The 20194-nt window shown below is 70.3% G+C and carries 21 protein-coding genes and 1 pseudogene; 10 read left to right on the top strand and 12 right to left on the bottom strand.

Going from position 1 to position 20194, the window contains the following annotated elements; translation table 11 throughout:
* Positions 1-281: 281 nt before the first annotated feature.
* The 5 genes from BGO91_RS02760 to BGO91_RS02740 all read right to left on the bottom strand — a co-directional run bounded on the left by BGO91_RS02760 (position 282) and on the right by BGO91_RS02740 (position 4387).
* The gene (locus BGO91_RS02760; protein ID WP_290471344.1) at positions 282-653 is read right to left on the bottom strand and encodes a hypothetical protein; all 372 of its coding nucleotides are present in this window, start codon (positions 651-653) and stop codon (positions 282-284) included.
* A complete protein-coding gene (fliS, locus tag BGO91_RS02755; RefSeq protein ID WP_290471343.1) occupies positions 643-1071 on the bottom strand; it encodes a flagellar export chaperone FliS in 429 nt (142 codons plus the stop codon). The genes BGO91_RS02760 and fliS overlap by 11 nt, the downstream gene beginning before the upstream one ends.
* Complete coding sequence (fliD, locus tag BGO91_RS02750; RefSeq protein ID WP_290471342.1) at positions 1071-2453, bottom strand: flagellar filament capping protein FliD; 1383 nt, start codon at positions 2451-2453, stop codon at positions 1071-1073. Before fliD ends, fliS begins: the two co-directional genes overlap by 1 nt.
* A gap of 159 nt (positions 2454-2612) precedes the next feature.
* Positions 2613-3446, bottom strand: a complete 834-nt coding sequence (locus BGO91_RS02745) for a flagellin (RefSeq protein ID WP_290471341.1) — start codon at positions 3444-3446, stop codon at positions 2613-2615.
* A 116-nt stretch (positions 3447-3562) separates the two neighbouring features.
* Positions 3563-4387, bottom strand: a complete 825-nt coding sequence (locus tag BGO91_RS02740) for a sigma-70 family RNA polymerase sigma factor (protein WP_179700712.1) — start codon at positions 4385-4387, stop codon at positions 3563-3565.
* A 420-nt stretch (positions 4388-4807) separates the two neighbouring features.
* On the opposite strand from BGO91_RS02740, the gene flgN reads away from it, so the two are divergent.
* The 4 genes from flgN to BGO91_RS02720 are packed head-to-tail and all read left to right on the top strand — an operon-like array spanning position 4808 to position 7996.
* The gene (gene flgN / locus BGO91_RS02735; protein ID WP_290471340.1) at positions 4808-5299 is read left to right on the top strand and encodes a flagellar export chaperone FlgN; all 492 of its coding nucleotides are present in this window, start codon (positions 4808-4810) and stop codon (positions 5297-5299) included.
* Between the two features lie 4 nt (positions 5300-5303).
* Positions 5304-6728 (top strand): flagellar hook-associated protein FlgK, encoded by a 1425-nt coding sequence (gene flgK, locus BGO91_RS02730; RefSeq protein ID WP_290471339.1) that lies wholly within the window; start codon positions 5304-5306, stop codon positions 6726-6728.
* 3 nt (positions 6729-6731) lie between these two features.
* The gene (gene flgL, locus BGO91_RS02725; protein ID WP_290471338.1) at positions 6732-7616 is read left to right on the top strand and encodes a flagellar hook-associated protein FlgL; all 885 of its coding nucleotides are present in this window, start codon (positions 6732-6734) and stop codon (positions 7614-7616) included.
* Positions 7613-7996 carry a flagellar assembly protein FliW gene (locus tag BGO91_RS02720; RefSeq protein WP_290471337.1) on the top strand — a complete coding sequence of 128 codons (384 nt, stop codon included), beginning with the start codon at positions 7613-7615 and terminating at the stop codon, positions 7994-7996. Before flgL ends, BGO91_RS02720 begins: the two co-directional genes overlap by 4 nt.
* Positions 7997-8013: 17 nt before the next feature.
* Here BGO91_RS02720 and BGO91_RS02715 read toward each other — a convergent pair whose 3' ends face one another.
* Positions 8014-9255 carry a serine hydrolase gene (locus tag BGO91_RS02715; RefSeq protein ID WP_290471336.1) on the bottom strand — a complete coding sequence of 414 codons (1242 nt, stop codon included), beginning with the start codon at positions 9253-9255 and terminating at the stop codon, positions 8014-8016.
* Positions 9256-9446: 191 nt separating this feature from the next.
* Between BGO91_RS02715 and BGO91_RS02710 the strand changes: the two genes are divergently transcribed.
* From BGO91_RS02710 to BGO91_RS02695, 4 genes are all read left to right on the top strand, one after another.
* Positions 9447-9860: a DUF4383 domain-containing protein gene (locus BGO91_RS02710; protein WP_021757536.1), complete on the top strand. Its 414-nt coding sequence runs from the start codon at positions 9447-9449 to the stop codon at positions 9858-9860.
* 29 nt (positions 9861-9889) lie between these two features.
* Positions 9890-10396 (top strand): hypothetical protein, encoded by a 507-nt coding sequence (locus BGO91_RS02705; protein ID WP_290471335.1) that lies wholly within the window; start codon positions 9890-9892, stop codon positions 10394-10396.
* 172 nt (positions 10397-10568) lie between these two features.
* Positions 10569-11705: a hypothetical protein gene (locus BGO91_RS02700; RefSeq protein ID WP_290471334.1), complete on the top strand. Its 1137-nt coding sequence runs from the start codon at positions 10569-10571 to the stop codon at positions 11703-11705.
* Between the two features lie 127 nt (positions 11706-11832).
* Positions 11833-12483, top strand: a complete 651-nt coding sequence (locus BGO91_RS02695; RefSeq protein ID WP_290471333.1) for a heme oxygenase (biliverdin-producing) — start codon at positions 11833-11835, stop codon at positions 12481-12483.
* Between the two features lie 32 nt (positions 12484-12515).
* Here the strand turns inward: BGO91_RS02695 and BGO91_RS02690 are convergent, their stop codons facing one another.
* Both BGO91_RS02690 and BGO91_RS02685 read right to left on the bottom strand, forming a co-directional pair.
* The gene (locus BGO91_RS02690; RefSeq protein ID WP_290471332.1) at positions 12516-12866 is read right to left on the bottom strand and encodes an FHA domain-containing protein; all 351 of its coding nucleotides are present in this window, start codon (positions 12864-12866) and stop codon (positions 12516-12518) included.
* A 10-nt stretch (positions 12867-12876) separates the two neighbouring features.
* A complete protein-coding gene (locus BGO91_RS02685; protein ID WP_290471331.1) occupies positions 12877-14190 on the bottom strand; it encodes a PIF1 family ATP-dependent DNA helicase in 1314 nt (437 codons plus the stop codon).
* Between the two features lie 92 nt (positions 14191-14282).
* On the opposite strand from BGO91_RS02685, the gene BGO91_RS02680 reads away from it, so the two are divergent.
* Positions 14283-15323 (top strand): hypothetical protein, encoded by a 1041-nt coding sequence (locus tag BGO91_RS02680; RefSeq protein ID WP_290471330.1) that lies wholly within the window; start codon positions 14283-14285, stop codon positions 15321-15323.
* Between the two features lie 9 nt (positions 15324-15332).
* On the opposite strand, the gene BGO91_RS02675 is transcribed toward BGO91_RS02680, so the two are convergent.
* The 3 genes from BGO91_RS02675 to BGO91_RS02665 all read right to left on the bottom strand — a co-directional run bounded on the left by BGO91_RS02675 (position 15333) and on the right by BGO91_RS02665 (position 18829).
* Complete coding sequence (locus BGO91_RS02675) at positions 15333-17306, bottom strand: cytochrome c oxidase assembly protein (RefSeq protein WP_290471329.1); 1974 nt, start codon at positions 17304-17306, stop codon at positions 15333-15335.
* Positions 17307-17421: 115 nt separating this feature from the next.
* Positions 17422-17709, bottom strand: coding sequence for an HU family DNA-binding protein (locus BGO91_RS02670; protein WP_021760167.1), 288 nt, complete (start codon positions 17707-17709; stop codon positions 17422-17424).
* Positions 17710-17860: 151 nt separating this feature from the next.
* Positions 17861-18829, bottom strand: a complete 969-nt coding sequence (locus BGO91_RS02665; RefSeq protein WP_290471328.1) for a WYL domain-containing protein — start codon at positions 18827-18829, stop codon at positions 17861-17863.
* Positions 18830-18885: 56 nt separating this feature from the next.
* On the opposite strand from BGO91_RS02665, the gene BGO91_RS02660 reads away from it, so the two are divergent.
* Positions 18886-19989, top strand: a complete 1104-nt coding sequence (locus tag BGO91_RS02660) for an epoxide hydrolase family protein (protein ID WP_290471327.1) — start codon at positions 18886-18888, stop codon at positions 19987-19989.
* A 68-nt stretch (positions 19990-20057) separates the two neighbouring features.
* Here the strand turns inward: BGO91_RS02660 and BGO91_RS02655 are convergent.
* A pseudogene (locus BGO91_RS02655) lies at positions 20058-20194 on the bottom strand (30S ribosomal protein S14); the annotation flags it as partial.

Here is a 20194-nt window from a genome sequence, read left to right as displayed (position 1 = left end):
CTGATCAGGCGTGTTTTCAGTTTGCTGGGTGTTCTGAGTCTCCACACATCTCGCGCGTGTCCTCCACACTTTTCGCCCCTCCATCCACCAGTTCTCCCCAGAGTTATCCACAGGTGGACAACTCTGGGGGCGCCCGGAGAGCTGGACCCACCGGTCCACCCCCGCGCGATGAACGGGCGCTGAACGGCCGATGACCGCCGTGGACACGCCCGGGGTGCCGCTGACGACGCCTCGGTGGCCCTTAAGGTTTCTGCTCATATGAGCGGAAAGGCCCCGTTCGATCAGCCGAGCAGATCGAAATAGACCGGTCGCGGACCCTGCTCGGTGCGCGGCACCGACTTGACGGCGGCCAGGTGCTTCGCCGTCGTCTGCCGCACGTCCTCGAGGTAGCGGATGGTGTGCAGCTGGGCCTCGAGCAGGCGGGCGGCGCGGTCGTGCAGCTCCGGTGGAATGGGGCCGAGGGCGATCGGCGGGCGCCACGGCACCGGCTCGGCCTGCGCGAGCGCACGGTGGAGTTCGCCCTCCATCCGCTCGAGCGCGTCGGCCCAGGCGCCGGCGGCGTCGGTCGCGGGGGAGTCCGGCTGCGCCCGGTCGGGCGCGAGGGAGTCCGGCTGCGCCCGGTCGGGCGCGAGGGCCTCCTGCTCAGGCGACACCGAGGTCGCTCCCGCTCGCTCCGGCGCCGGCGGCCGGGATCGTCGCGGCGGCCTCGTGCCAGGCCTGACGCAGCGGCTCGACGAGCTCGATCGCCTCGCGCACCTTGGCGGCGTCGCGCTCGACGGTCACGTCGACGATCAGCTCGGCCAGGTAGGTGTACAGCTGCAGGAGGCCGTCGGCGCCGTTCCACAGGTCGACCCGCAGGCTCGAGGCCAGCTCGGCCACGATCTGGTCGGCGTGCCGCAGGTTCTCCCACGCGATCGGCCAGTTGTCGGCGGTGAGCGCGGCCTCGGCGCGGGTCAGGTCGAGCACGAGCCGGTCGTACAGCATGGTGAGGAGGCGGGCGGGGCTGGCGGAGAGCACGCTGTCCCGGTTGTAGGCGGAGAGCTTGGCGGCGGCGGAGTTGAGCAACGTCATCACGAGCTCGTCGAGAGGCCGGCGAGCTGGCCGGTCAGCCAGTTCGACTGCGATTGGAGCTTCTGGAGGTTGACCTCGAGGTTCGCGTACGTCTTCTCGAGGCTGGCGCGCCGGTCGGCGAGGCGCGTGTCCCAGTCGCTGATCTGCGAGTTGAGGCTCTTGACGGTCGACTGCTCGCCGGTGATCTTGGTGGTGATCGTGCCGTCGTACTTGTCACTGGCCGCGGTGGCCGCGTCTGCGACGCGCTGGGCGACGGCCGCGACGGCCGCCTTCACCTTCTCCGGATCCTCGGCGAGCGCCGTCGCGAACTTGTCCGCGTCGAAGGTCATGTTGCCGTCACTGGTGATGGAGATGCCGTAGGTCGAGGGGGAGACGCCGTCGATGGGGGCCGAGGCCGCGTCGAGCAGCTTCTGGTTGGCATCCCGCACCGTGGAGTCGCCGGTGAACGTGCCCGCCGTGACGACGGTGCCGCCGGTGGCGTTGGTCGTCGTGCTGACCGCCTGCTTGGTCGCGATGAGCGCGAAGATGTCGTTCAGGCTCGTGATCAGGGACTTCGCGACGTCCGAGATCGCCTTGTCATCGCGCGCAACGGTCAGCGTGACGGGAGTCGTGGAGGCCGCGCTCACCGTCATCGAGACGCCGGGCAGCACGTCGGCGAAGGTGTTGGTCGACGAGGTGACCGCCTGGGCGGCGCCCGTGCCGCTCCACAGGGTGATCTGCGCATCCTGCGCCTGGCGGACCTGAGCCGCCCCGGGCTCGGTGAGCAGATTCGACGCGGTGCCGGCCGAGACGTCGGTGGTCGATCCGCGGTAGGCGGTGAAGGATCCTTCGACCCCGGTCTTCGTCGAACTGAGCTGGAGGCGGTAGACCTTCTCGCCGGTCGACGGGTCGAGGCCCGCGGCGACGCGGGTGGCGGTCACGCCGACCCCGGCCTTGTTGATCGCCGCGGCCACGTCGGCGAGCGACGAGCTGCTGGCGGTGACCTGCTTCATCGTTCCGTCGGCAGCGACGAACGTGAGCACAGGAGGCTCATCCGGCCACTGCGTGAGCGGTCCGGTCACGGTGACCTGCGACTGGGCCACCTTGTCGACGGTGAAGTCGATGGTGCCGTCCACCGCGCCGGTTCCCGCGGTCACGACGACCTTGTCGGAGCTCGAGGTGGCGGTGTGGAGGTCGCTCGCCGCCGGCTTGGCGGTCTTGGTCGCCAGGTCGGCGAGGGCCGCCACCTTCGTGTTCAGCGACTGCATCGCCGTGATGTAGGTGGTGGAGTCGGTGACCTTGGTCTTCAGCAGGGTCTGCGGAACGCCTTCAGCCTGCATGAGCTGGTTGATCAGATCCGTGGTGTTCAGACCACTGATCAGACCGTCGACGGCCATTCCCATCGGTGATCCCTCCCTGCTGGACGGCGGTGGCTGGTGCTGGTGCTGCTGGTGCTACGGGTGGTGCTGGTGGTGCGTGCGGCGGCCGGGATGCGCTTTGGGGCGTCGCATCCCGGCCGCCTTCACTGCGGCTGGACGAGGGCTAGCGGTCTAGCCCGTCGATTAGCGGAGCAGCTGCAGAACGCCCTGGCCGGACTGGTTGGCCTGGGCGAGCATCGCGGTGCCGGCCTGCGACAGGATGTTGGAGCGGGTGTACTTCACCATCTCCTCCGCCATGTCGGTGTCGGTGATGCGGGACGACGCAGCCGACAGGTTCTCCTTGGAGACGTTGAGGCTGCGGATCGCGCTCTCGAAGCGGTTCTGCACAGCACCCAGGCTCGCGCGGGCGGTCGACACGTTCTTGATCTGCGTGTCGAGAGCCGTGATCGAGGTCAGGGCGTTGGCCGCCGAGTCGAACGTCAGGGTACCGACCGCCGTGGCGACGGTCGCGACGTTCGCACCGGACAGGTCGACCGAGATCTGGTCGTTCGCCGCGACGTCACCGGCGCCGACCTGGAAGGTCAGCGTCGCGTTGGAGCCGTCGAGCAGCTTGATGCCGTTGAAGTTGGCGCTGCCCGAGATACGGGTGAGCTCCTTCTGGAGCTGGTCCACCTCGGTCTTGATGGCGCCGCGCGAGTCGGCGTTGTTCGAGTCGCTGCCGGCCTGGACGGCCAGGTCGCGCACGCGCTGCAGGATCGAGTGGACCTCGGTCAGCTGGCCTTCAGCGGTCTGCACGACGCTGATGCCGTCCTGAGCGTTGCGGGCGGCGACGGTGATGCCGCCGACCTGCGACTTCAGGCCCTCCGAGATGGCCAGGCCCGCCGCGTCGTCCGCCGCACGGTTGATGCGGAGGCCGCTGGACAGCTTCTCGAGCGACTTCGAGAGGTCGCTCTGCGTGTTGTTCAGGTTGCGGTAGGCGTTGTTGGCCGCGATGTTGGTGTTGATCTGCATACCCATGATGTTTCCTCCATGATCTGGGCTTGATGTTCGCGGCCCATCCGTGGCCCGCAAACCCTTCTATCGACCGTTCCGTCGGCTCCGTTAGGCACCCGTCCGCCCACGCGGGCGGGGGTTCAGGAGGCGCGGACGGACGTGGGTGAGGTGGGGGAGAGCGGCGCCGGGTGGGCGCCGAGGTGCGCGACGGCGTGCTGCGCCAGCCGGGCCAGGTAGGCGCTGCGGCGGGCCTGGGAGGTCTTGGCCTCGATGACCTCGGGGTCGCCTTCGTCGGCGTAGTGGGTCGCCATGCCCTCGCGCATGAGCCGGATGGCCTCGGAGCGCTGCTGCGAGACGGCGGAGTGGGTGATCCCGAGCTCCTCGGCGATCTCGGTCACGGTGCGGTCGTCGAAGTAGATGGCCTCGACGATGGAGCGCATCCGGTCGGGGAGGGCGGCGACGGCGGCGCGCACGTAGGCCGTGCGCTCGCCGGTCATGAGCGACTCCTCCGGCCCGACGGTGTCGGAGACGAGCAGCGGCTCGATGGTCTCGTCGAGGGCCGTGACGGTGCGGGCGGCGTCGGCGAGGCCGGCCGCGGCCGTCTGGCGGTCGACGCCCAGCGCGTCGGCGATCTCCTCGACGGTGGGCGTACGGCCGAGGGCGGCCGTGAGGCTCTCGCGCACGGCGACCGTCTCCTTGATGCGCTTGCGCGCGGAGCGGGTGGCCCAGTCGCTCGCCCGCAGCTCGTCGGCGAGTGCGCCCAGGATGCGGGTGCGGGCGTAGGCCCCGAACGGGACGCCGGTCGAGGCGTCGTACGCGTCGGCGGCGGTCACCAGGGCCAGGGAGCCGGCGGAGGCCAGGTCGTCCCTGGACAGGTGCGTGGCGCGCGAGACCAGGTCGGAGACCAGGTACCCCACCAGTGGCAGGTTGTCTACGACGAGCGCGTTTCGTTCGTTGCGGTTCACGCGTGCGACCCCTCTTCATCGGACGGGTACCACGATTCAGCCCTCCAGGATCGGGCGGAACGGGTACTCGGGCGGTGCTTGTTGATGCTCGGGCTGGGTCGGGTGCCGAGCGGTGCTAGGGGTCTTTCGTGTTCACGGTAACAACGCGGACGCACTCCGGTCGCGCCTCCGATGCCCCCACTACAGGGCAGAGGGCACCCCCAAAAATGGGAATACTCACATGCACGGATACGACCTGTGGAACTGATAAGGGAACGCTGTGGATCGGCGCTCCGCACTGAGGGTATTCGCAGCCTCCCGCCCCTAACATCGAGGCCAGCGGTGCCGATTGTTCCTGGTGTCGACGGGCAATCCGTCCGTCGTCCCGTTACCCGAGGGGACCGCGTGCGCACAACGACTCACGAGGAAGTCAGGAGCGACATGGCCGCGAGCGAACTGTCCGCGCAGCTCTGGAAGGAGCGCGAGCTCCTGGAGCTGCTGCTGTTCAAGCTGGAGGAGGAGCAGCTGCTGCTCGTCGCCGGCAAGTCGCGCTGGATCTCCCACGCCACCCGTGAGGTCGAGCAGGTCATGGAGCGGATGCGCGTCGTCGGCCTGACCCGCACCGTCGAGGTCGCCGAGGTGGCCGAGGCCTGGGGTCTCGGCCCGGACGCGACGCTGCGCGAACTCGCGACGGCGGCCCCGGACGGGATCTGGTCCGACATCTTCGGCTCCCACCTGGCGGCCATGACCGAGCTGACCGGGCAGATCGCCGAGGTGCGCGACATCAACGAGCGCCTGCTGCGGGAGGCCGCCCGCTCCACCCAGGAGACGCTGAGCGGCCTGTCGGCGGCGGGCGACCCCGGCCTGTACGGGTCGGCGGGCGAGAGCCGGTCCGGCGACGGCGGCGCACGATTCTTCGACACGGAGGCGTAGAGGGATGAGCACCTTCAGCGGTCTGAACACCGCGTACACCGGCCTGGTCGCGGCCAAGGCGGGCCTCGACGTCGTCGGGCAGAACCTCGTCAACGCGAACACCGCGGGCTACACGCGCCAGCGGGTCTCCACCACGGCCGTCGAGGCGCTCGGCTCGACGGGTCTGTTCAGCGGGGGCGTGAAGCCCGGTCAGGGCGTGTTCGTGGGCGGCGTGCAGCGGCTCGACGACGCCGCGCTCAGCTCGCGGGTGCGCGCCACCTCGGCCGTCGCCGGCTACTCCGGCACCCGCGCCCAGGCGCTCGCGACGCTCGAGTCCTCCCTCAACGAACCCGGCGCCAACGGCCTCTCCACTCAGCTTCAGAAGTTCTGGTCGGCGTGGGGCGACGTCTCCAACCAGGCGGGACAGCAGGCCCCCGCCGGTGTGCTGCTCGGCCAGGCCGGCAGCCTCGTCACCCAGCTCGCCCAGGGCTACCAGGCCGTCGACGACCAGTGGACGGCGCTGCGCACCCAGGCCGGCGGGATGGTCGACGACCTGAACGCTGCGGCGAGCGCCGTCGCCGAGCTCAACGGCCGCATCCGGTCGACCCTCGCGGCGGGAGGCTCGGCGAACGAGCTGATGGACCAGCGGGACACCCTGACGACGAAGATCGCCTCGTTGGCCGGGGGAGTGGTGCGGGCCAACCAGGACGGCACCGTCGACGTGCTGGTCGCCGGAAACGCCCTGGTGCAGGGCACCGAGGCGAAGGCGGTCGCCCTCGCCGGCGCGCAGCGGATGAGCGACGCGGCCGGCGACCCGCTGCGGCTCGAGTGGTCGTACCGGCCCGGCGTCGCGATCGCCCTGGAGGGCGGCTCGATCGCCGGAGCGGTCTCGACGCTCGCCCCGGCCGACGCCTCCGGCACCGGCGGGGTGCTCGCCGAGGCGGCCGCGGGCTACAACAGCTTCGCGGTGACGATCGCCCAGCGCGTGAACGACATCCACCGCACGGGCGCGACGAGCTCCGGCACGACCGGGCTCGACTTCTTCGCCATCGACCCCGGCAAGCCCGCGGCTCTGGGGCTCTCCGTCGTGCCGACGAACGCCTCGCAGATCGCGACGGGCACCCCGGGCGCGGGCGGCAGCAACGGGACGATCGCCGACGCGATCGCGAAGCTCGGCACCGGCACCGACGCCGTGGACAAGCAGTGGTCCGCGTTCGTCGTGCGCATCGGCGTCGCCAGCAAGGTCGCGCAGCAGCAGGGCGATCTCGCCGCGCTCTCCGCGAGCTCGGCCACCAGCGCGCTGCTGGCCAACTCCTCCGTCGACCTCGACGAGGAGAACATGAACATGCTCGCGTTCCAGCACGCCTACCAGGGTGCGGCACGCGTGATGACGGCTGTGGACGAGGCGCTCGACGTGCTCATCAACCACACCGGACTGGTCGGGAGGTAAACCGTGTTCACCCGTGTGACGAACGCCACGCAGACGCTCAACGCGCAGCGCAACCTGCAGCTCAGCCTGCAGCGCCAGGCGCAGCTCTACGATCAGGCGACGAGCCGCAAGCAGATCACCAAGCCCTCGGACGACCCGACGGCCACGGCGAGCGCGCTCGGCGTGCGGGCCGACCAGGCCGCGACGGCGCAGTACCAGCGCAATGTCGACAACGGCGACGCCTGGCTCACCACCGCCGACTCCACGCTCACCTCGGTCGAGAGCATCATGCGCCGCGTGCGCGACCTCACCGTGACCGGGGCGAACGACGGATCGCTGTCGGGGGAGGCCAAGGAGGCCATCGCGACCGAGCTCGACGGGCTCAAGAAGTCGCTCCTCTCGCTGGCGAACACCACCTACCTCGGCCGCACCGTCTTCGCCGGCAACTCGGACGCCGGCGTCGCCTTCCAGCCCGACTACTCCTTCACCGGTGCGGCGGGAAGTACAGTGGAGCGCAGGATCGGCCCGGACACGACGGTGCGGGTGGATGCGGACGGCGCCGCGGTCTTCGGAACCGGCTCCGGTTCGGTGTTCGCCCTGATCGACGGCATCTCGAACGATCTGCGGACGGGGGTGAACGTCGGCCCCCGCCTGGGCGGCATCGACGACAGGATGAAGGCGATCGTGGGAGAGCACGCGGAGATCGGCGGCCGGCAGACCCGTGTCGACAAGGCCAAGGACACGCTGGCCGTCGGCGCGAACGCCCTGGAGGCCCAGCGCTCGAACCTCGAGGACGTCGACCTGAGCAAGGTGCTCCTCGACCTCAAGACGCAGGACGTCAATTACCAGACCGCGATCGCCGTCACGGCCCGCGTGCTGCAGCCGACCCTGATGGACTTCCTGCGATGAGCGCCGTCGCCTTCGTCACCCCGCCTCCCGGCCTCGAGCCGCTCGCCGCGTTCGAGCTGTCGGCGGTGGACGGCGCGGCCGGTCTCTACACGCTGGCCTCGGTGGAGCGGCCGGAGGTCCGCCTCTACACCCTCGACGCCGAGCGCCACCTCCCCGGCTACTCGCCGGAGCTCCCGGACGACCGGGCCGCCGAGCTCGGCATCGAGGCCGCGGAGCAGGCGCTGCTCCTGGTCGTCGTGACGCCGTCGCAGCAGGGGAGCACGGTCAACCTCCTCGCGCCGATCGTCGTGAACCGCGAGACCGGCGCCGCCGTGCAGCTCGTGCTCGACGACGACGCGTTCCCGGTGCGCGCCGAGCTCGCCGCTCTCGCGGGGGCCTGAGCCGGCCGGCGTTCGCGCTACTTCCCGGCCTCCGGGGCTTTCGCCGGGCACGGCGCCGACTTCGTCATCGCGTCCACCGCCTGCTCCTCCGACCAGGGGAGCGCGTCCACGACCTTCGCGCCCTTCGTGGCGGCCGGGACCTTGGAGACGATGGAGGCGAAGCGCTGCGCCAGCGCCTGCGCGAATCCGGCTCCCGGCGTCGAGTTGTTGAGGGCGACGACGACCGTGAGGCCCGAGGAGGGGTCGGTGTACATCGCCGACACGTAGCCCGGGATCGCCCCGCTGCTGCCGCGCAACGGCCCGAGCAACTGCACGCCGAGGCCCTGCTTCTGCCAGGAGGCGCCGCTCGTGACGCCCGTCATCTGGGCGTCGGCGGTCTTCCCGTCGCGCAGCGACCCCGCGGCGAGCGCCTCGCTGAACGCCTTCAGGTCCTGGAGGTTCGAGACGACGCCGCCCGCGGTCCAGCCCATCGAGGGGGAGATGCGCGAGACGTCCCGCATCGGCTCGCAGACCACCGCTCCCACCCCGTCGACGCCGGCGGCGTAGCCGGCGGGGTGGGCGCCGGGCACGGTGAGCGCGGAGCCTGCGGGGAACGCGCTGGACTCCATCCCGAGCGGTCCGAACACGTGCTTCTGGTAGAGGTCCGGCCAGTCGCTGCCCGCCGCGTTGCGCACGGCCATCCCGACGAGCACGGCGTTGGTGCGGGCGACGGCGTAGTTCTCGCCCGGCTTGCCCGCCCGGGGTGCGGCGATGCCCTCGCTCGCCAGCTCCAGCGGCGGCCACTCCCGGGTCGGGTTCATGAGCATGCGGCTGTTCAGCTGCGCGGAGTAGTCGCCCAGGCCCGAGGTGCCCTGGCAGAGCTCGCGCATGGTGACGCCCTCGACGCCCACGAGTCCCGGCACCCACTTGGTCAGCGGATCGTCGAGGCCCATCGTTCCGTCGTCCACCAGGTCGAGGAAGACCGAGCAGGTCATCGGCACCGTGTTCTGGCCGATCCGGAAGGTCATGCCGGCGGTGACCGGGGTGGAGCCGCCGCGGGTGGTGGTGCCGGTCGCGGCCGTCCAGCTCCCGGCCCAGGGCGCCCACACACCGGCGAATCCGGCCGAGGCGTCGGCGAGGGCCATGGCATCGGTGAGGGCGCCGTCGAGCCGTTTCTGCACATCGCCGGCGAATCCGCCCGGGCGCTGGGTCGGCAGATCGGTCGGAGCGGACGACGTGCATCCCGTCACGGCGAGCACGAGAGCCACCGCTGCGGCCATGATCGCGGTCCGTCCTCTGCCGACCGCTCCTCGCATGGACTCCCCCGCCGTCGTGGTGCTCGTTCCTGGATTCTAGCCCGCCGATCGAACCGCACGAAGAGCCGTCCGGGGCGTCCGCCAATCCGATTCCCCACCCGCTGCGAAGACCTGTTGAGGCGCGCATCCGTGCGCCGTCCAAGGAGGAACGAACCATGCGCACATCACCGAACCGTCTCGTCGCCACCATCTTCGGCGCCGTCTACCTGCTCGTCGGCCTGCTCGGCTTCGCCTTCACCGGCGGCGTCGGCTTCGTGGCCACGAAGGGCGGACTGCTCCTCGGCATCTTCGAGGTCAACCCGCTCCACAACATCGCCCACCTGCTGATCGGTGCGGCGCTGCTCATCGCCGGCCTCACCCGTGCCGCAGCCGCGAAGGCGGTCAACACGACCGTCGGCGCCGTGTACCTGCTGCTCGGCATCGTCGGCTTCTTCCTGGTCGGAACGGGCGCGAACATCCTCGCGCTCAACACGCCCGACCACTTCCTCCACTTGGCGAGCGCGATCGTGCTCCTCGGTGTCGGTCTCGGTGCCGAGCGGACCGTGCGCTCCACTCCGGCAGCCGTCTGACCGACATGGCCACGGCTCCCTTGAGCAGGATGTCAGGAACCCCGGTCGCCCCTCCGGCCCGGGCGTTCCTCGCCGTGGCCGCACTGGGGGCGGGCCTGCTTCACGCAGCGCTCGCCCCCAGCGCACCTCTTCCGCTCCTCGTCGTGCTCCTGGCCGTCGCGGTGGCGGAGCTCGGCTGGTCGGTCTCGACGCTCGCGCGCGACCGGCCCCTCCTCTTCCGCCTCATCCCGGCTCTGGCCCTCGTGCCGGTCGGCCTGTGGGCGGCCATCGCGGTCGTCGGGGCGACCGCGACCTCCGGCACGGTGATCAGCCTGCCGCTGCTGCCGATGGCCGTCGCGTCGCTGCTCGACGTGGCCGTCGCCGCGGTCAGCGCGGTGGTGCTGCGACGCGCGCGACCGGCCTCCCAGCACAGCGGGGCGCTGCGCTTCGTCGCCGCTCTCGCCCTCAGCGCCTCCGCCGTCTGCGCGGTCACCATCCCGGCGCTCGGCCTGACCGACGCGGGCTACGCCGCCGTGAAGGTCGGGCACCACCACTGACGGCGCCCCCCGCGCTTTGTCCCTCTGTCACGTCTGCCCATAGGCTGTTCCCAGGAACTCGGGGATTCCGTCATCCGCGTGCCGGCCGTCGGCCGCATGCCGATGTCCGCGCACGCGCGCCGGACCCCGGCATGAGCCGACACCAGAAGTACACCGATGACAGGGGGATCCCGTGACCGACCCGACCACTCCGCCCGGCGACCAGAGCCAGGCTCCGGGAGGCGAGGCGCCCGCGGCACCGGCAGCTCCCGCAGCACCGGCGGCACCGGCGACGTCCGAGGCGCCCACCGCCTACGCCGCCGCGCCCAACCCCTACGCTCCGGCGCCCAACCCATACGCCCCCGCGCCCGGCACGAAGACCGGAATCCGCCCCTGGGTGTGGTGGGTGATCGGAGGCGCCGTCGCGCTGGTCGTGGTGATCATCGTCGCGGTGGTGCTCTTCGTCTCCCTGCTCAGCGGCAACGGGGCGAAAGGCGTGGCGGAGCAGTACCTGAACGACATCGCCAAGGGGGATGCGAAGGCGGCCAACGCACTGTCGCGGGCCGACGCCTCCGACTTCCTGCTCACGGACGCGGTCCTCGCCAAGGCGAAGCGCATCACGGATCCGGCGGTCACCCGCACCCTCTCGAACCGCGGCTCCGACCAGACCCAGGTCTCGGTCGCCTACAAGCTCGGGGGCAAGACGTACCGCGACACCATCGAGCTCGACAAGGACGACAAGGGCTGGTTCGTGAGCCGCGGGCTGGTCTACACGCTGCCCTACGTCTCGTCCTCCATCGCCGGTTTCACCGTGGCGGGCGCCGATCAGACCATCACGTCCGACGACTCCGAGCTCTCGGCCTACCCGGGCGTGTACACGCTCGGCGCACCGAACCGGTTCTACGACCTGGCCGGCTCGCCGACGCTGACCGTCGCGGCCGGATCCTATGCCGATCTCAAGCTCGACCTGACGCCGTCCGCGGAGTACCTGTCCGAGGTGCAGAAGCAGGTCGACGCCCACTACGCGGAGTGCGCGACCAAGACCGTGTACTACGACGTGGAGGACTGCGGGATCGATCTCAGCTACCCGGCCAACATGCCCGCCTCCAGCTCGACGGTCGCCGTCACGGTCGTCGAATCGCCCAAGGTCGCGGTCGGCGACGGCTCGTCGTACTACCAGTTCAAGATCGGCGAGGGGTCGTTCACCGCGGTGCTGACCGGAGCGGACTACCGCGGCAACCCGGCGACGGAGAACCTGACCGGCCGAGCCGGTTACATCAGCGCCGACATCTCGATCAAGGATGACAAGGTCGTCGTCACCTTCAAGTGACCGAGCGACGCCCTCAGAGGAGGCCGGGCGATGGCATCGCCCGGCCTCCCGTGCGTGAGGGACAGCTTGACGGACGGGCGCATTTCCGACATATTTAGGTAAGCCTTACCTGACCAGGAGACCCCGAATGGCCGAACTGATCCCCTTCTCGCAAGCGCTCCGCGAGCGCACCCGTTCCGTGCACGAGGAGAGCGAAGGCGCGACCTTCATGCAGGACCTCATGAGCGGCAAGGGCAGCCGCGAGGACTACATCCACCTTCTGGCGCAGCACTACTTCATCTACGAGGCGCTGGAGGAGGCCGCGGTCAACATGGCGGGCGACCCCGTCGCCGCACTCTTCATCACGCCGAAGCTGACCCGCCTGCCGGCCATCGAGGCCGACCTCGAGTTCCTGCTCGGCGACGACTGGCGCAACCGCATCTCGCCGCTTCCGAGCACGTTCCGCTACACGGCCCGCATCCGCGAGGTCGGGCACGACTGGCCGGGCGGCTTCATCGCCCACCACTACACGCGCTACCTCGGCGACCTCTCCGGCGGCCAGATCATCCGCACCCTCCTGCAGCGCCAGTACGGCTTCGAGACGAACGGCGTGGGCTTCTACCTGTTCGCCGACATCGCCAAGCCGAAGGTGTTCAAAGACGTCTACCGCTCCCAGCTCGACGCCGTCGACTGGACGGAGGAGGAGCGCGACCGGGTGATCGCGGAGGTCGGTCTCGCCTTCCGCTTCAACACAGAGCTGTTCAACGACCTCGCCGCCGCGAAGGCCGCCGCAGCCTGACGCCGCGGATCGGCCGCGCCGGTCAGCGCCGGTCAGCGCCTGCTGAGGGCGAAGCTCCCGCTGCCGAACCGGACGATCGACCCGGGGTCGACCTCGTGGCGGGTGTTCGGGTCGCACGCGAACGTGCCGTCGCCGGGGTAGGCGATGGTCGTGCCGTTCGCTGACCCGAGGTCCATCACCCAGAACACGTTGTCGTACTGCCCGAAGGCCAGGTGGGCCCGCGAGACGGACTTCGCGTCGTCGGAGACGGTGATCAGCTCGACGTGGGCCGGGTCGTCGAACTCGGTGCCGGGGGAGTGGACCACCGGGTTGCGGCCGATGACGCCGTTGCCGGTCGTCTCCACATGCTGACCGTCGCTGAAGTCCAGCACGAACGTGATCATGCGCGTCTCCTCACGCTTTCGAGTCCGCCGTCAACGGCACGTGCACCGGGCGGGCGTCGCGCATGAAGCGCTCGACGTCCGGGTCGACCGTGATGTCGCTGGGGCGCAGCGGCCGGGTCAGGTACAGCCCGTCGAGCGTCGTGATCCGGCTGAGCGCCACGTACGTCTGGCCGGACGTGAACGCGCGCGTGCCCAGGTCGACGATGGCCGCGTCGTACGTCTTGCCCTGCGACTTGTGGATGGTGACCGCCCACGCGAGCCGCAGCGGGAACTGCGTGAACTCGGCCACGACATCCTTGGTCAGCTTCTTGGTCTCGGGGGAGTAGCTGTAGCGGAACTTCTCCCAGATGGTCGGCTCGACCTCGTGGATCTCACCGTCGACGTCCACGTACACCGTGGAGTCGATGCGCGTCACCGTGCCGATCGTGCCGTTGACCCAGCGCGGGCCGTCGCCCTGCCCGACGTCGTTGCGCAGGAACATCACCTGGGCGCCGACCTTGAGCTCCAGGCTCTCCTCCGCGGGGTAGTTGCGGCCGCCGAAGTCGCCGCTGATCTCGGCTTTGGCGGTCAGCGCCCGACCCGGGAGGCGCTCGAGCGCCTGCGCGTTGATGCGGTTCACCGTGTCGTTGCGGGTCGCGAGCGTGATGGTGCCGTCATCGGGAGCGGGGCGCGCGCCGACCTCGTTGAGGCGGTCCGCGATCTCCTTCGTCACCTGCCCGTGGCGCACCGCGTTGAGCATGTACCGGAAGTCGGACTCGTGCTGGCGGTGCACCTGCAGCAGCTCGACGATGCGGAGGTCGGCCTCCTGCCAGACCCGCGCGTCGAAGAACCACATCGACCGGTAGGTGTCGCTGAAGTAGGCGCGCTCCTCCTGATCGCCCGGCACCGGAGCGAGCTGGTACGGGTCGCCGAAGAGCACCACCTGCACGCCGCCGAACGGCTCCGCGGGCCGCTGCCTTGCCTGCCGCAGGCTGCGGTCGACCGCATCCATCAGGTCGGCGTTGACCATCGAGACCTCGTCGATGACGAGCGTGTCGATGGTGTTGAGAAGCTTGCGCAGCTCGGCGGTCTGCTCGATGTCGTGGTCGGCGATGACCCCGATCGGAAGCCGGAAGAGCGAGTGGATGGTCTGGCCGCCCACGTTCAGCGCGGCGACGCCGGTCGGCGCGGCGATGACGATCGACTTCTCCGTGTTCCAGGAGAGGTGGTTGAGCAGCGTCGACTTGCCGGTTCCGGCACGCCCGGTGACGAAGACGTGCTCCCGGGTGTGCTCGATCAGTTCGTACACCGCTTGCTGCTCCGGGGAGAGCGAGAGTCGGCCCATCCGAGTCCCTTTCCCCTCGCGCGACCTGGCGATCTACTCTAACCCGCCCGGCCTCCCGATTCGCTCTCTGCACAGGCCCCTAGGATGGCTTCATGACTGGGGATGAGTCGGGGCACCGCACGCGCGCCCTGATCCTCTGGTCCGGGATCGGCCTGCTGCTCGTCCTCGCCCTCCTCGCCGCGTTCGCGGCCGTCCAGCGCACCTATTACAGCGCCTCGGGATTCGTCACCGGCTACGTGCAGACCCTCGCCGCCCACGACGTCGCCTCCGCCCTCGCCATGCCCGGCGCGGCCCCGACCTCCGCCGCTCTGAAGCACGCCGGCCTACCGACGGACGTCTCGCACGAGCTCCTCCGCGCCGACCTCCTGCCGCGCATCAGCGACATCGCCGTCGTCTCCGACCGCGCCCTCCCGTCGGGCGAGCACAGCGTCACCATGCGCGCGAAATCCGACGGCCACGCCGTCACCGCGACCTTCACCGTCGAGCAGTCCGGGTCGGTGCTCGGCGTCCTGCCGCTCTGGCGCTTCGCGACCACGCCGCTCACGGTCGCGCACGTGACCGTCGCCCACGCTCAGGACTTCACGATCGCCTCCCACACGGTGAGCCCGCGGGCCTCCGCGCCCGACCAGCCCGCGACGGCGTTCAGCGTCGCCGCCGACTACCTCATGTTCGCCCCGGGCCGGTACGAGCTCGGTCACACGTCGAAGTACCTCGACGCCGCCCCGGCGGCGGTGCTCGCGAAGCCCGCGAGCACGGTCGAGACCACGGTCGACGCTCAGCCGACCGCCGCCTTCACCGCCGCGGTCCAGAAGCAGCTGAACGCGTTCCTCGACCAGTGCGCGACCCAGCAGGTGCTCCAGCCGGCCGGCTGCCCGTTCGGCGTCGAGATCGACGACCGCGTGCAGGGCCTGCCGACGTGGACGATGGCCACCTATCCCGCGGTGCACCTGACCGCGGGTCAGACCGCGTGGACGATGGACCAGGCCGTCGGCGTCGCCCACCTCTCGGTCACGGTCCAGTCGCTGTTCGACGGGACCGTCTCGCAGCGCGAGTCCGACGAGCGCTTCGCGGTGTCGCTCACCAGCGTCGTGATCCGAGCCGACGGGTCGCTCGACATCGTGGTGGGGCAGTAGCCCCGGCGGTCACTGCTGCTTGGCCTCGTCGCGCTGCGCCAGACGGGCGAGCTGGTCGTTGTAGGCGCGCAGCTCGGCCTCGTTCGTGCGGTCGGCGTTGCGGTCGCGCCGGCGCGTCTCCCGCTCGTCGCTGCGGCTCCACTGGATGGCGACCACGATCGCGAGGATGACCGTCGGGATCTCGCCGATGCTCCACGCGATCCCGCCGCCCGTCTGCTGATCGACGAGCGGAGGATCGCCCCAGGTGCGCCCCATCGCGCCGAACCAGTCGGCGAGCAGGAGGCCGTGCATCTGCATGATCGAGAGGCCGAAGAAGGCGTGGAACGCCATGGTCAGCAGCAGGAGCAGCAACCGGAACGGATACGGCAGCCGGAACTTGACCGGGTCGATGCCGATCAGCGACTGCACGAAGAGGTAACCCGTGATGAGGAAGTGGACGACCATCCACTCATGGCCGATGTGGTCCGTCGTCGCCCAGCGGAAGATCGGCGTGTAGTAGAACGCCCAGAGCGAGCCCGCGAACAGGATGGCCGCGACGATCGGGTTGGAGATGACACCGGCGAAACGGGAGTGCACGGCGAGCAGGATCCATTCGCGGCCGCCGCGCGAGCCGTCGTTGCGCTTGCGGATGGAGCGCGCGGCCAGCGTCACGGGCGCTCCCGGCACCAGGAGCAGCGGCACGGCCATCGTCAGCACCATGTGCGCCGACATGTGGGCCGAGAAGAGGTACTTCTCGTAGACGTTCACGCCGCCGTTGGTGATGTAGAAGAGCAGCGCGATACCGAGCACCCAGAGCACGGTGCGGTAGATCGGCCAGGCGTCGCCGCGCTTGTGCAGCCGCCAGACGCCCGCCAGGTAGAAGAACAGGGCGAAGGCGCAGGCGAGCACCCAGAGCAGGTCGAAGTTCCAGCTCGTGAAGAGCCGGCCCCAGGTCAGCTCGGGCGGGAGCTTCTCGCCGGTGAGGATCTCCGCGGGCGTCGGGGTCGCCGCGCGCGTCTGGGGGACGGGGGTGACCGTGCGCGCGAGCGCCGCCGCGACACCGGACGCGATGCCCATGAAGGCGAGCTCGGCGGTGACGATCCACCAGAACGTGCCGCGCTTGCCGCCCGCCTTGAGCCGGCCGATCAGGATGCGGCGCTGCGAGACGCCGAACAGGCCGAGCACGACCAGCACCGCGACCTTGACCAGCACGAGGATGCCGTACGGCGTCGCCAGCTGGGCCAGGTTGCCGATGCGCAGCTCGGCGTTCACGTAGCCGGAGGCGGCCACGACGATGAACGAGATGAGGGCGATCGAGGAGTACCGCTCCATCACCGTGACGAGCCGGTCGCCGCCGAAGACGCCGCGCAGCACGATGATCGTCACCAGTCCGCCCAGCCAGATGGCGGCGAACAGCACGTGCAGGCCGAACGAGGTGACCGCGGCGTCGTGGCCGGCGGCCTCCGCGCTGTGGCCCTGCTGGGCCATGGGGACGACCGCGGCCATCGCGAGGATGGTCACGAAGATCAGCGCCGTGTGGTTGCGCACCGCGAAGCAGAGCACCGTCACGGCGGCGGCGATCAGGGTGACGCCGAGCCACGCCTGACCGAGCGAGACGCTGGTGATGAACGAGCTGAGGCCGTTGCTGAAGGTCTCGTCGAACGACCACGGGACGTTCGAGACGCTCACGAAGGTGAAGAGCCCGGTGGCGGCGGCGGCCACGGTCATCACGGCCGCGCATCCCGCGGCGAAGTCGAGCGCCTTGCCGAACTCCTCGCGGTCGGGCGTGAAGACGAAGCAGACGAGCACGAGGGCGCCGACGACGCCCGAGAGGCTCAGGTTGACCAGGAGCGTCGCGACCGGGAGGCCCCAGCGGACGAGGGCGCCCGGGTCGGCGAGCAGAGGAGCGTTCGCTCCGCCGCCGAAGGCGAGGCCGGCGATGACCGACGCCAGGGCGGCGACGAGCAGCGCGGCAGGGCCGATCACACGGACGATACGGGGCACCCGTCCAGCCTACGTCCCCGGGGCTGGACGCCCGCCCACAGCAGCGATCGCCCCGGATACGCGACGAGGGCGGCACCGCTGTACGCGGCGCCGCCCTCCGGCAAAGCGAGTGGGACTACTTGACAGCAGCCTTCAGCTTCGAGCCCGCGGTCAGCTTGACGCGGTGGCCGGCCGGGATGGAGATCTCGGCACCGGTCTGCGGGTTGCGGCCCGTGCGGGCAGCGGTCTCGGTGCGCTCGGCGGCGAGCCAGCCCGGGATGGTGACCTTGCCACCGGCGGCGACGGTCTCGGAGATCGTCGCGAAGAACGCGTCGACGACACCGGAGACGGTGGCCTGGCTCTGCCCCGACGCCGCGGCGACGGCAGCGACGAGCTCGGTCTTGTTCAGCGACTTGTCAGCCATTGAGTGTCCTCCTCGGACGTTGTGCTGGATCTACAGCTTGCAGTGGAACAGCCACGGCCTCGGAGGGCCATAACGGTTGGTCGGATGACCGCCTCGAATGTATCAGGAATCCGCGGAAACACGCGGATTTTCGGCGTTTCTCACGGCTCTTTCACCTTCGAGAGGGGTGCTGGGCGACCGCCCGGCGGTACCGATCGGCGATCTCGCGGAGCAGCGGGACCAGTTCCGCGGGCGACTCGACGGTGAAGTCCATGCCCAGCATCCCGACGTACGCGGCGACCGTGTGGAGGCTGTCGCCGCCCGTGAGGAGCACCGAGTGGGTCGCGTCGATGGCCTCGACGGCACCCACCGCCGGGTTGATCCGGGCGAGGACCGCCTCGGCCGACGCCTCGACGCGCAGCCGCACGTGCACATCCCAGCCGCTGTGGGCCGCCTGCCGCACCGCGAACGCGGCGAAGTCGCCGTGCGGGAACGGCACCGGCTCGAACGGACGCCTGGTCGGCATCCTGAGCTCCAGGTGGTCGAGCCGGTAGCTCGCCCACTCGTCGGCGTCCGGATCGCGCGCCACGAGATACCAGCGGCGCTGCCAGCTGAGCAGCCGGTACGGCTCGACCAGCACGGGCCGGCCGCGGTGCTCGAAGCGCAGCCAGTGCCTGCTGTGGATGGCGTCGGTCACCGCTCGCAGCGCCGCGGGGGAGACCTCCGGATCCTCCGCGTCGCTCCCCGTGTTCTCGGAGGCCGGCTCCATCGACGTGGAGACGGCCTCCACGGCGGGTCGCAGCCGCTCCGGGAGCATCATCTCGAGCTTGGCGAGCGCACGACCTCCCGCCTCCTCGATCCCCGGCAGGCGCGCTGTCGAACGCAGGCCGACCGCCGTCGCGACCGCCTCGTCGTCGTCGAGGAGGAGCGGAGGCATCCGGCCTCCCGAGCCGAAGCGGTAACCGCCTCCCGGTCCCCGCGCCCCTTCGACGGGGTAGCCCAGCTCGCGCAGCCGCTCGATGTCCGTGCGCACCGTGCGCTCCGAGACGCCCAGCTCGGCCGCGAGCTCGGGCCCCGACCGGCCGGAGGGCGTCGCGAGCAGCCCGAGCAGGGCCAGGATGCGCGCCGCGGAATCGCTCATCACACCCTTCGAATTCAGGAAGTCATACTGCCGGTATCGACCATAGCGTGGGATCTATGGAAACCAACACCACCCTCACCGTCCGCCCGTTCACGATCCGCGTCGACGAGTCCCAGCTCGCCGATCTGCGGGAGCGCCTCGCACGCACCCGCCTCCCTCAGCCCGCCCCCGCCGACGACTGGAGCACCGGAACCCCCAACAGCTATCTGAGCGCCGCCATCGACCGCTGGCGCGACGGCTTCGACTGGCGCGCGGTCGAGGAGAAGCTGAACGCGCGGCCGCACTTCCTCACCGAGATCGACGGCCAGACCATCCACTTCCTCCACGTGCCCTCTGCTCGGCCCGACGCACCCGCGCTGCTGCTCGCGCACACGTACCCCGGGTCCGCCGCCGACTACCTGGACCTCATCGACGCACTCTCGGCGGACTTCTCCCTCGTGATCCCGGACGCGCCCGGATTCGGCTGGTCGCAGCCGGTCGTCGAGAGCGGATGGACGACCGCGCGCGTCGCCGCGGCCTACGACACCCTGATGCGCGGCCTCGGGTATGACAGCTACGGCGTGCACGGTTCCGACAACGGCGCCCTGATCGCCCGGGAGCTCGGCCTCCTCGCCCCGGAAGGCTTCCTCGGCCTCCACGTGCAGCAGCTCTTCTCGTTCCCCTCGGGCGACCCGTCGGAGTTCGAGCGCCTGGATCCGCAGGACTACGCGGGCCTCGAGCACATGAAGTGGTTCCAGTCGGTCGGCGCCTACAACGCCATGAACTCCTCGCGCCCCCAGACCATCGCGGCGGCGCTCAGCGACTCCCCGCTCGGGCTCCTCGCCTACAGCGAGCTGTTCGAGTCGTTCGGCAACGGCACGTCGCGGGTGCCGCTGGACGCCGTGCTCACGGCGGTGAGCATCGCCTGGTTCACCAACGCGCCCGCCGGCATGAGCCGCGCCTATTACGAGAACGCCACCGTGCCGCCGTCGACCGCGGTGAACGCCTCGCGCACCGGCGTCGCCGTCTTCGCCGACGATTTCCAGACCATCCGGGTGTTCGCGGAGCGCGACAACTCCCGGATCGTGCACTGGAGCCGGTTCCCGGAGGGCGGCCACTTCGCCGCACTCGAGTTCCCCGCGGTGCTGGCGGACGACATCCGCGCGTTCTTCACCGCCTGACGACCCTGGAGAACGCCGAAGGGGCGCCCGGCGTGATGCCGGACGCCCCTTCGTGCGTCAGTCGCTGGTTACCAGCTGGACTTGGTGATGCCGGGCAGTTCGCCACGGTGCGCCATGTCGCGGAAGCGAACGCGCGAGATGCCGAACTTGCTGAGGTTTCCGCGCGGACGGCCGTCGACGGCGTCGCGGTTGCGGACGCGGATCG

It is taken from the genome of Leifsonia sp. 71-9 (assembly GCF_001898805.1).
Taxonomy (GTDB): domain Bacteria; phylum Actinomycetota; class Actinomycetes; order Actinomycetales; family Microbacteriaceae; genus Leifsonia.
Note: the sequence above shows the minus strand (reverse complement) of the source record. Positions and strands in the feature narration are given on the sequence as shown.

What these genes read in the sequence shown, in the direction of transcription:
- BGO91_RS02670 (WP_021760167.1), bottom strand. Translation starts at nt 17,709, where the DNA reads ATGGCTGACAAGTCGCTGAACAAGACCGAGCTCGTCGCTGCCGTCGCC.
- fliD (WP_290471342.1), bottom strand. Translation starts at nt 2,453, where the DNA reads ATGGGAATGGCCGTCGACGGTCTGATCAGTGGTCTGAACACCACGGAT.
- BGO91_RS02720 (WP_290471337.1), top strand. Translation starts at nt 7,613, where the DNA reads ATGAGCGCCGTCGCCTTCGTCACCCCGCCTCCCGGCCTCGAGCCGCTC.
- flgN (WP_290471340.1), top strand. Translation starts at nt 4,808, where the DNA reads ATGGCCGCGAGCGAACTGTCCGCGCAGCTCTGGAAGGAGCGCGAGCTC.
- BGO91_RS02695 (WP_290471333.1), top strand. Translation starts at nt 11,833, where the DNA reads ATGGCCGAACTGATCCCCTTCTCGCAAGCGCTCCGCGAGCGCACCCGT.
- BGO91_RS02665 (WP_290471328.1), bottom strand. Translation starts at nt 18,829, where the DNA reads ATGAGCGATTCCGCGGCGCGCATCCTGGCCCTGCTCGGGCTGCTCGCG.
- BGO91_RS02715 (WP_290471336.1), bottom strand. Translation starts at nt 9,255, where the DNA reads ATGGCCGCAGCGGTGGCTCTCGTGCTCGCCGTGACGGGATGCACGTCG.
- fliS (WP_290471343.1), bottom strand. Translation starts at nt 1,071, where the DNA reads ATGACGTTGCTCAACTCCGCCGCCGCCAAGCTCTCCGCCTACAACCGG.
- BGO91_RS02705 (WP_290471335.1), top strand. Translation starts at nt 9,890, where the DNA reads ATGTCAGGAACCCCGGTCGCCCCTCCGGCCCGGGCGTTCCTCGCCGTG.
- BGO91_RS02660 (WP_290471327.1), top strand. Translation starts at nt 18,886, where the DNA reads ATGGAAACCAACACCACCCTCACCGTCCGCCCGTTCACGATCCGCGTC.
- BGO91_RS02710 (WP_021757536.1), top strand. Translation starts at nt 9,447, where the DNA reads ATGCGCACATCACCGAACCGTCTCGTCGCCACCATCTTCGGCGCCGTC.
- BGO91_RS02680 (WP_290471330.1), top strand. Translation starts at nt 14,283, where the DNA reads ATGACTGGGGATGAGTCGGGGCACCGCACGCGCGCCCTGATCCTCTGG.
- BGO91_RS02745 (WP_290471341.1), bottom strand. Translation starts at nt 3,446, where the DNA reads ATGGGTATGCAGATCAACACCAACATCGCGGCCAACAACGCCTACCGC.
- BGO91_RS02690 (WP_290471332.1), bottom strand. Translation starts at nt 12,866, where the DNA reads ATGATCACGTTCGTGCTGGACTTCAGCGACGGTCAGCATGTGGAGACG.
- flgK (WP_290471339.1), top strand. Translation starts at nt 5,304, where the DNA reads ATGAGCACCTTCAGCGGTCTGAACACCGCGTACACCGGCCTGGTCGCG.
- BGO91_RS02685 (WP_290471331.1), bottom strand. Translation starts at nt 14,190, where the DNA reads ATGGGCCGACTCTCGCTCTCCCCGGAGCAGCAAGCGGTGTACGAACTG.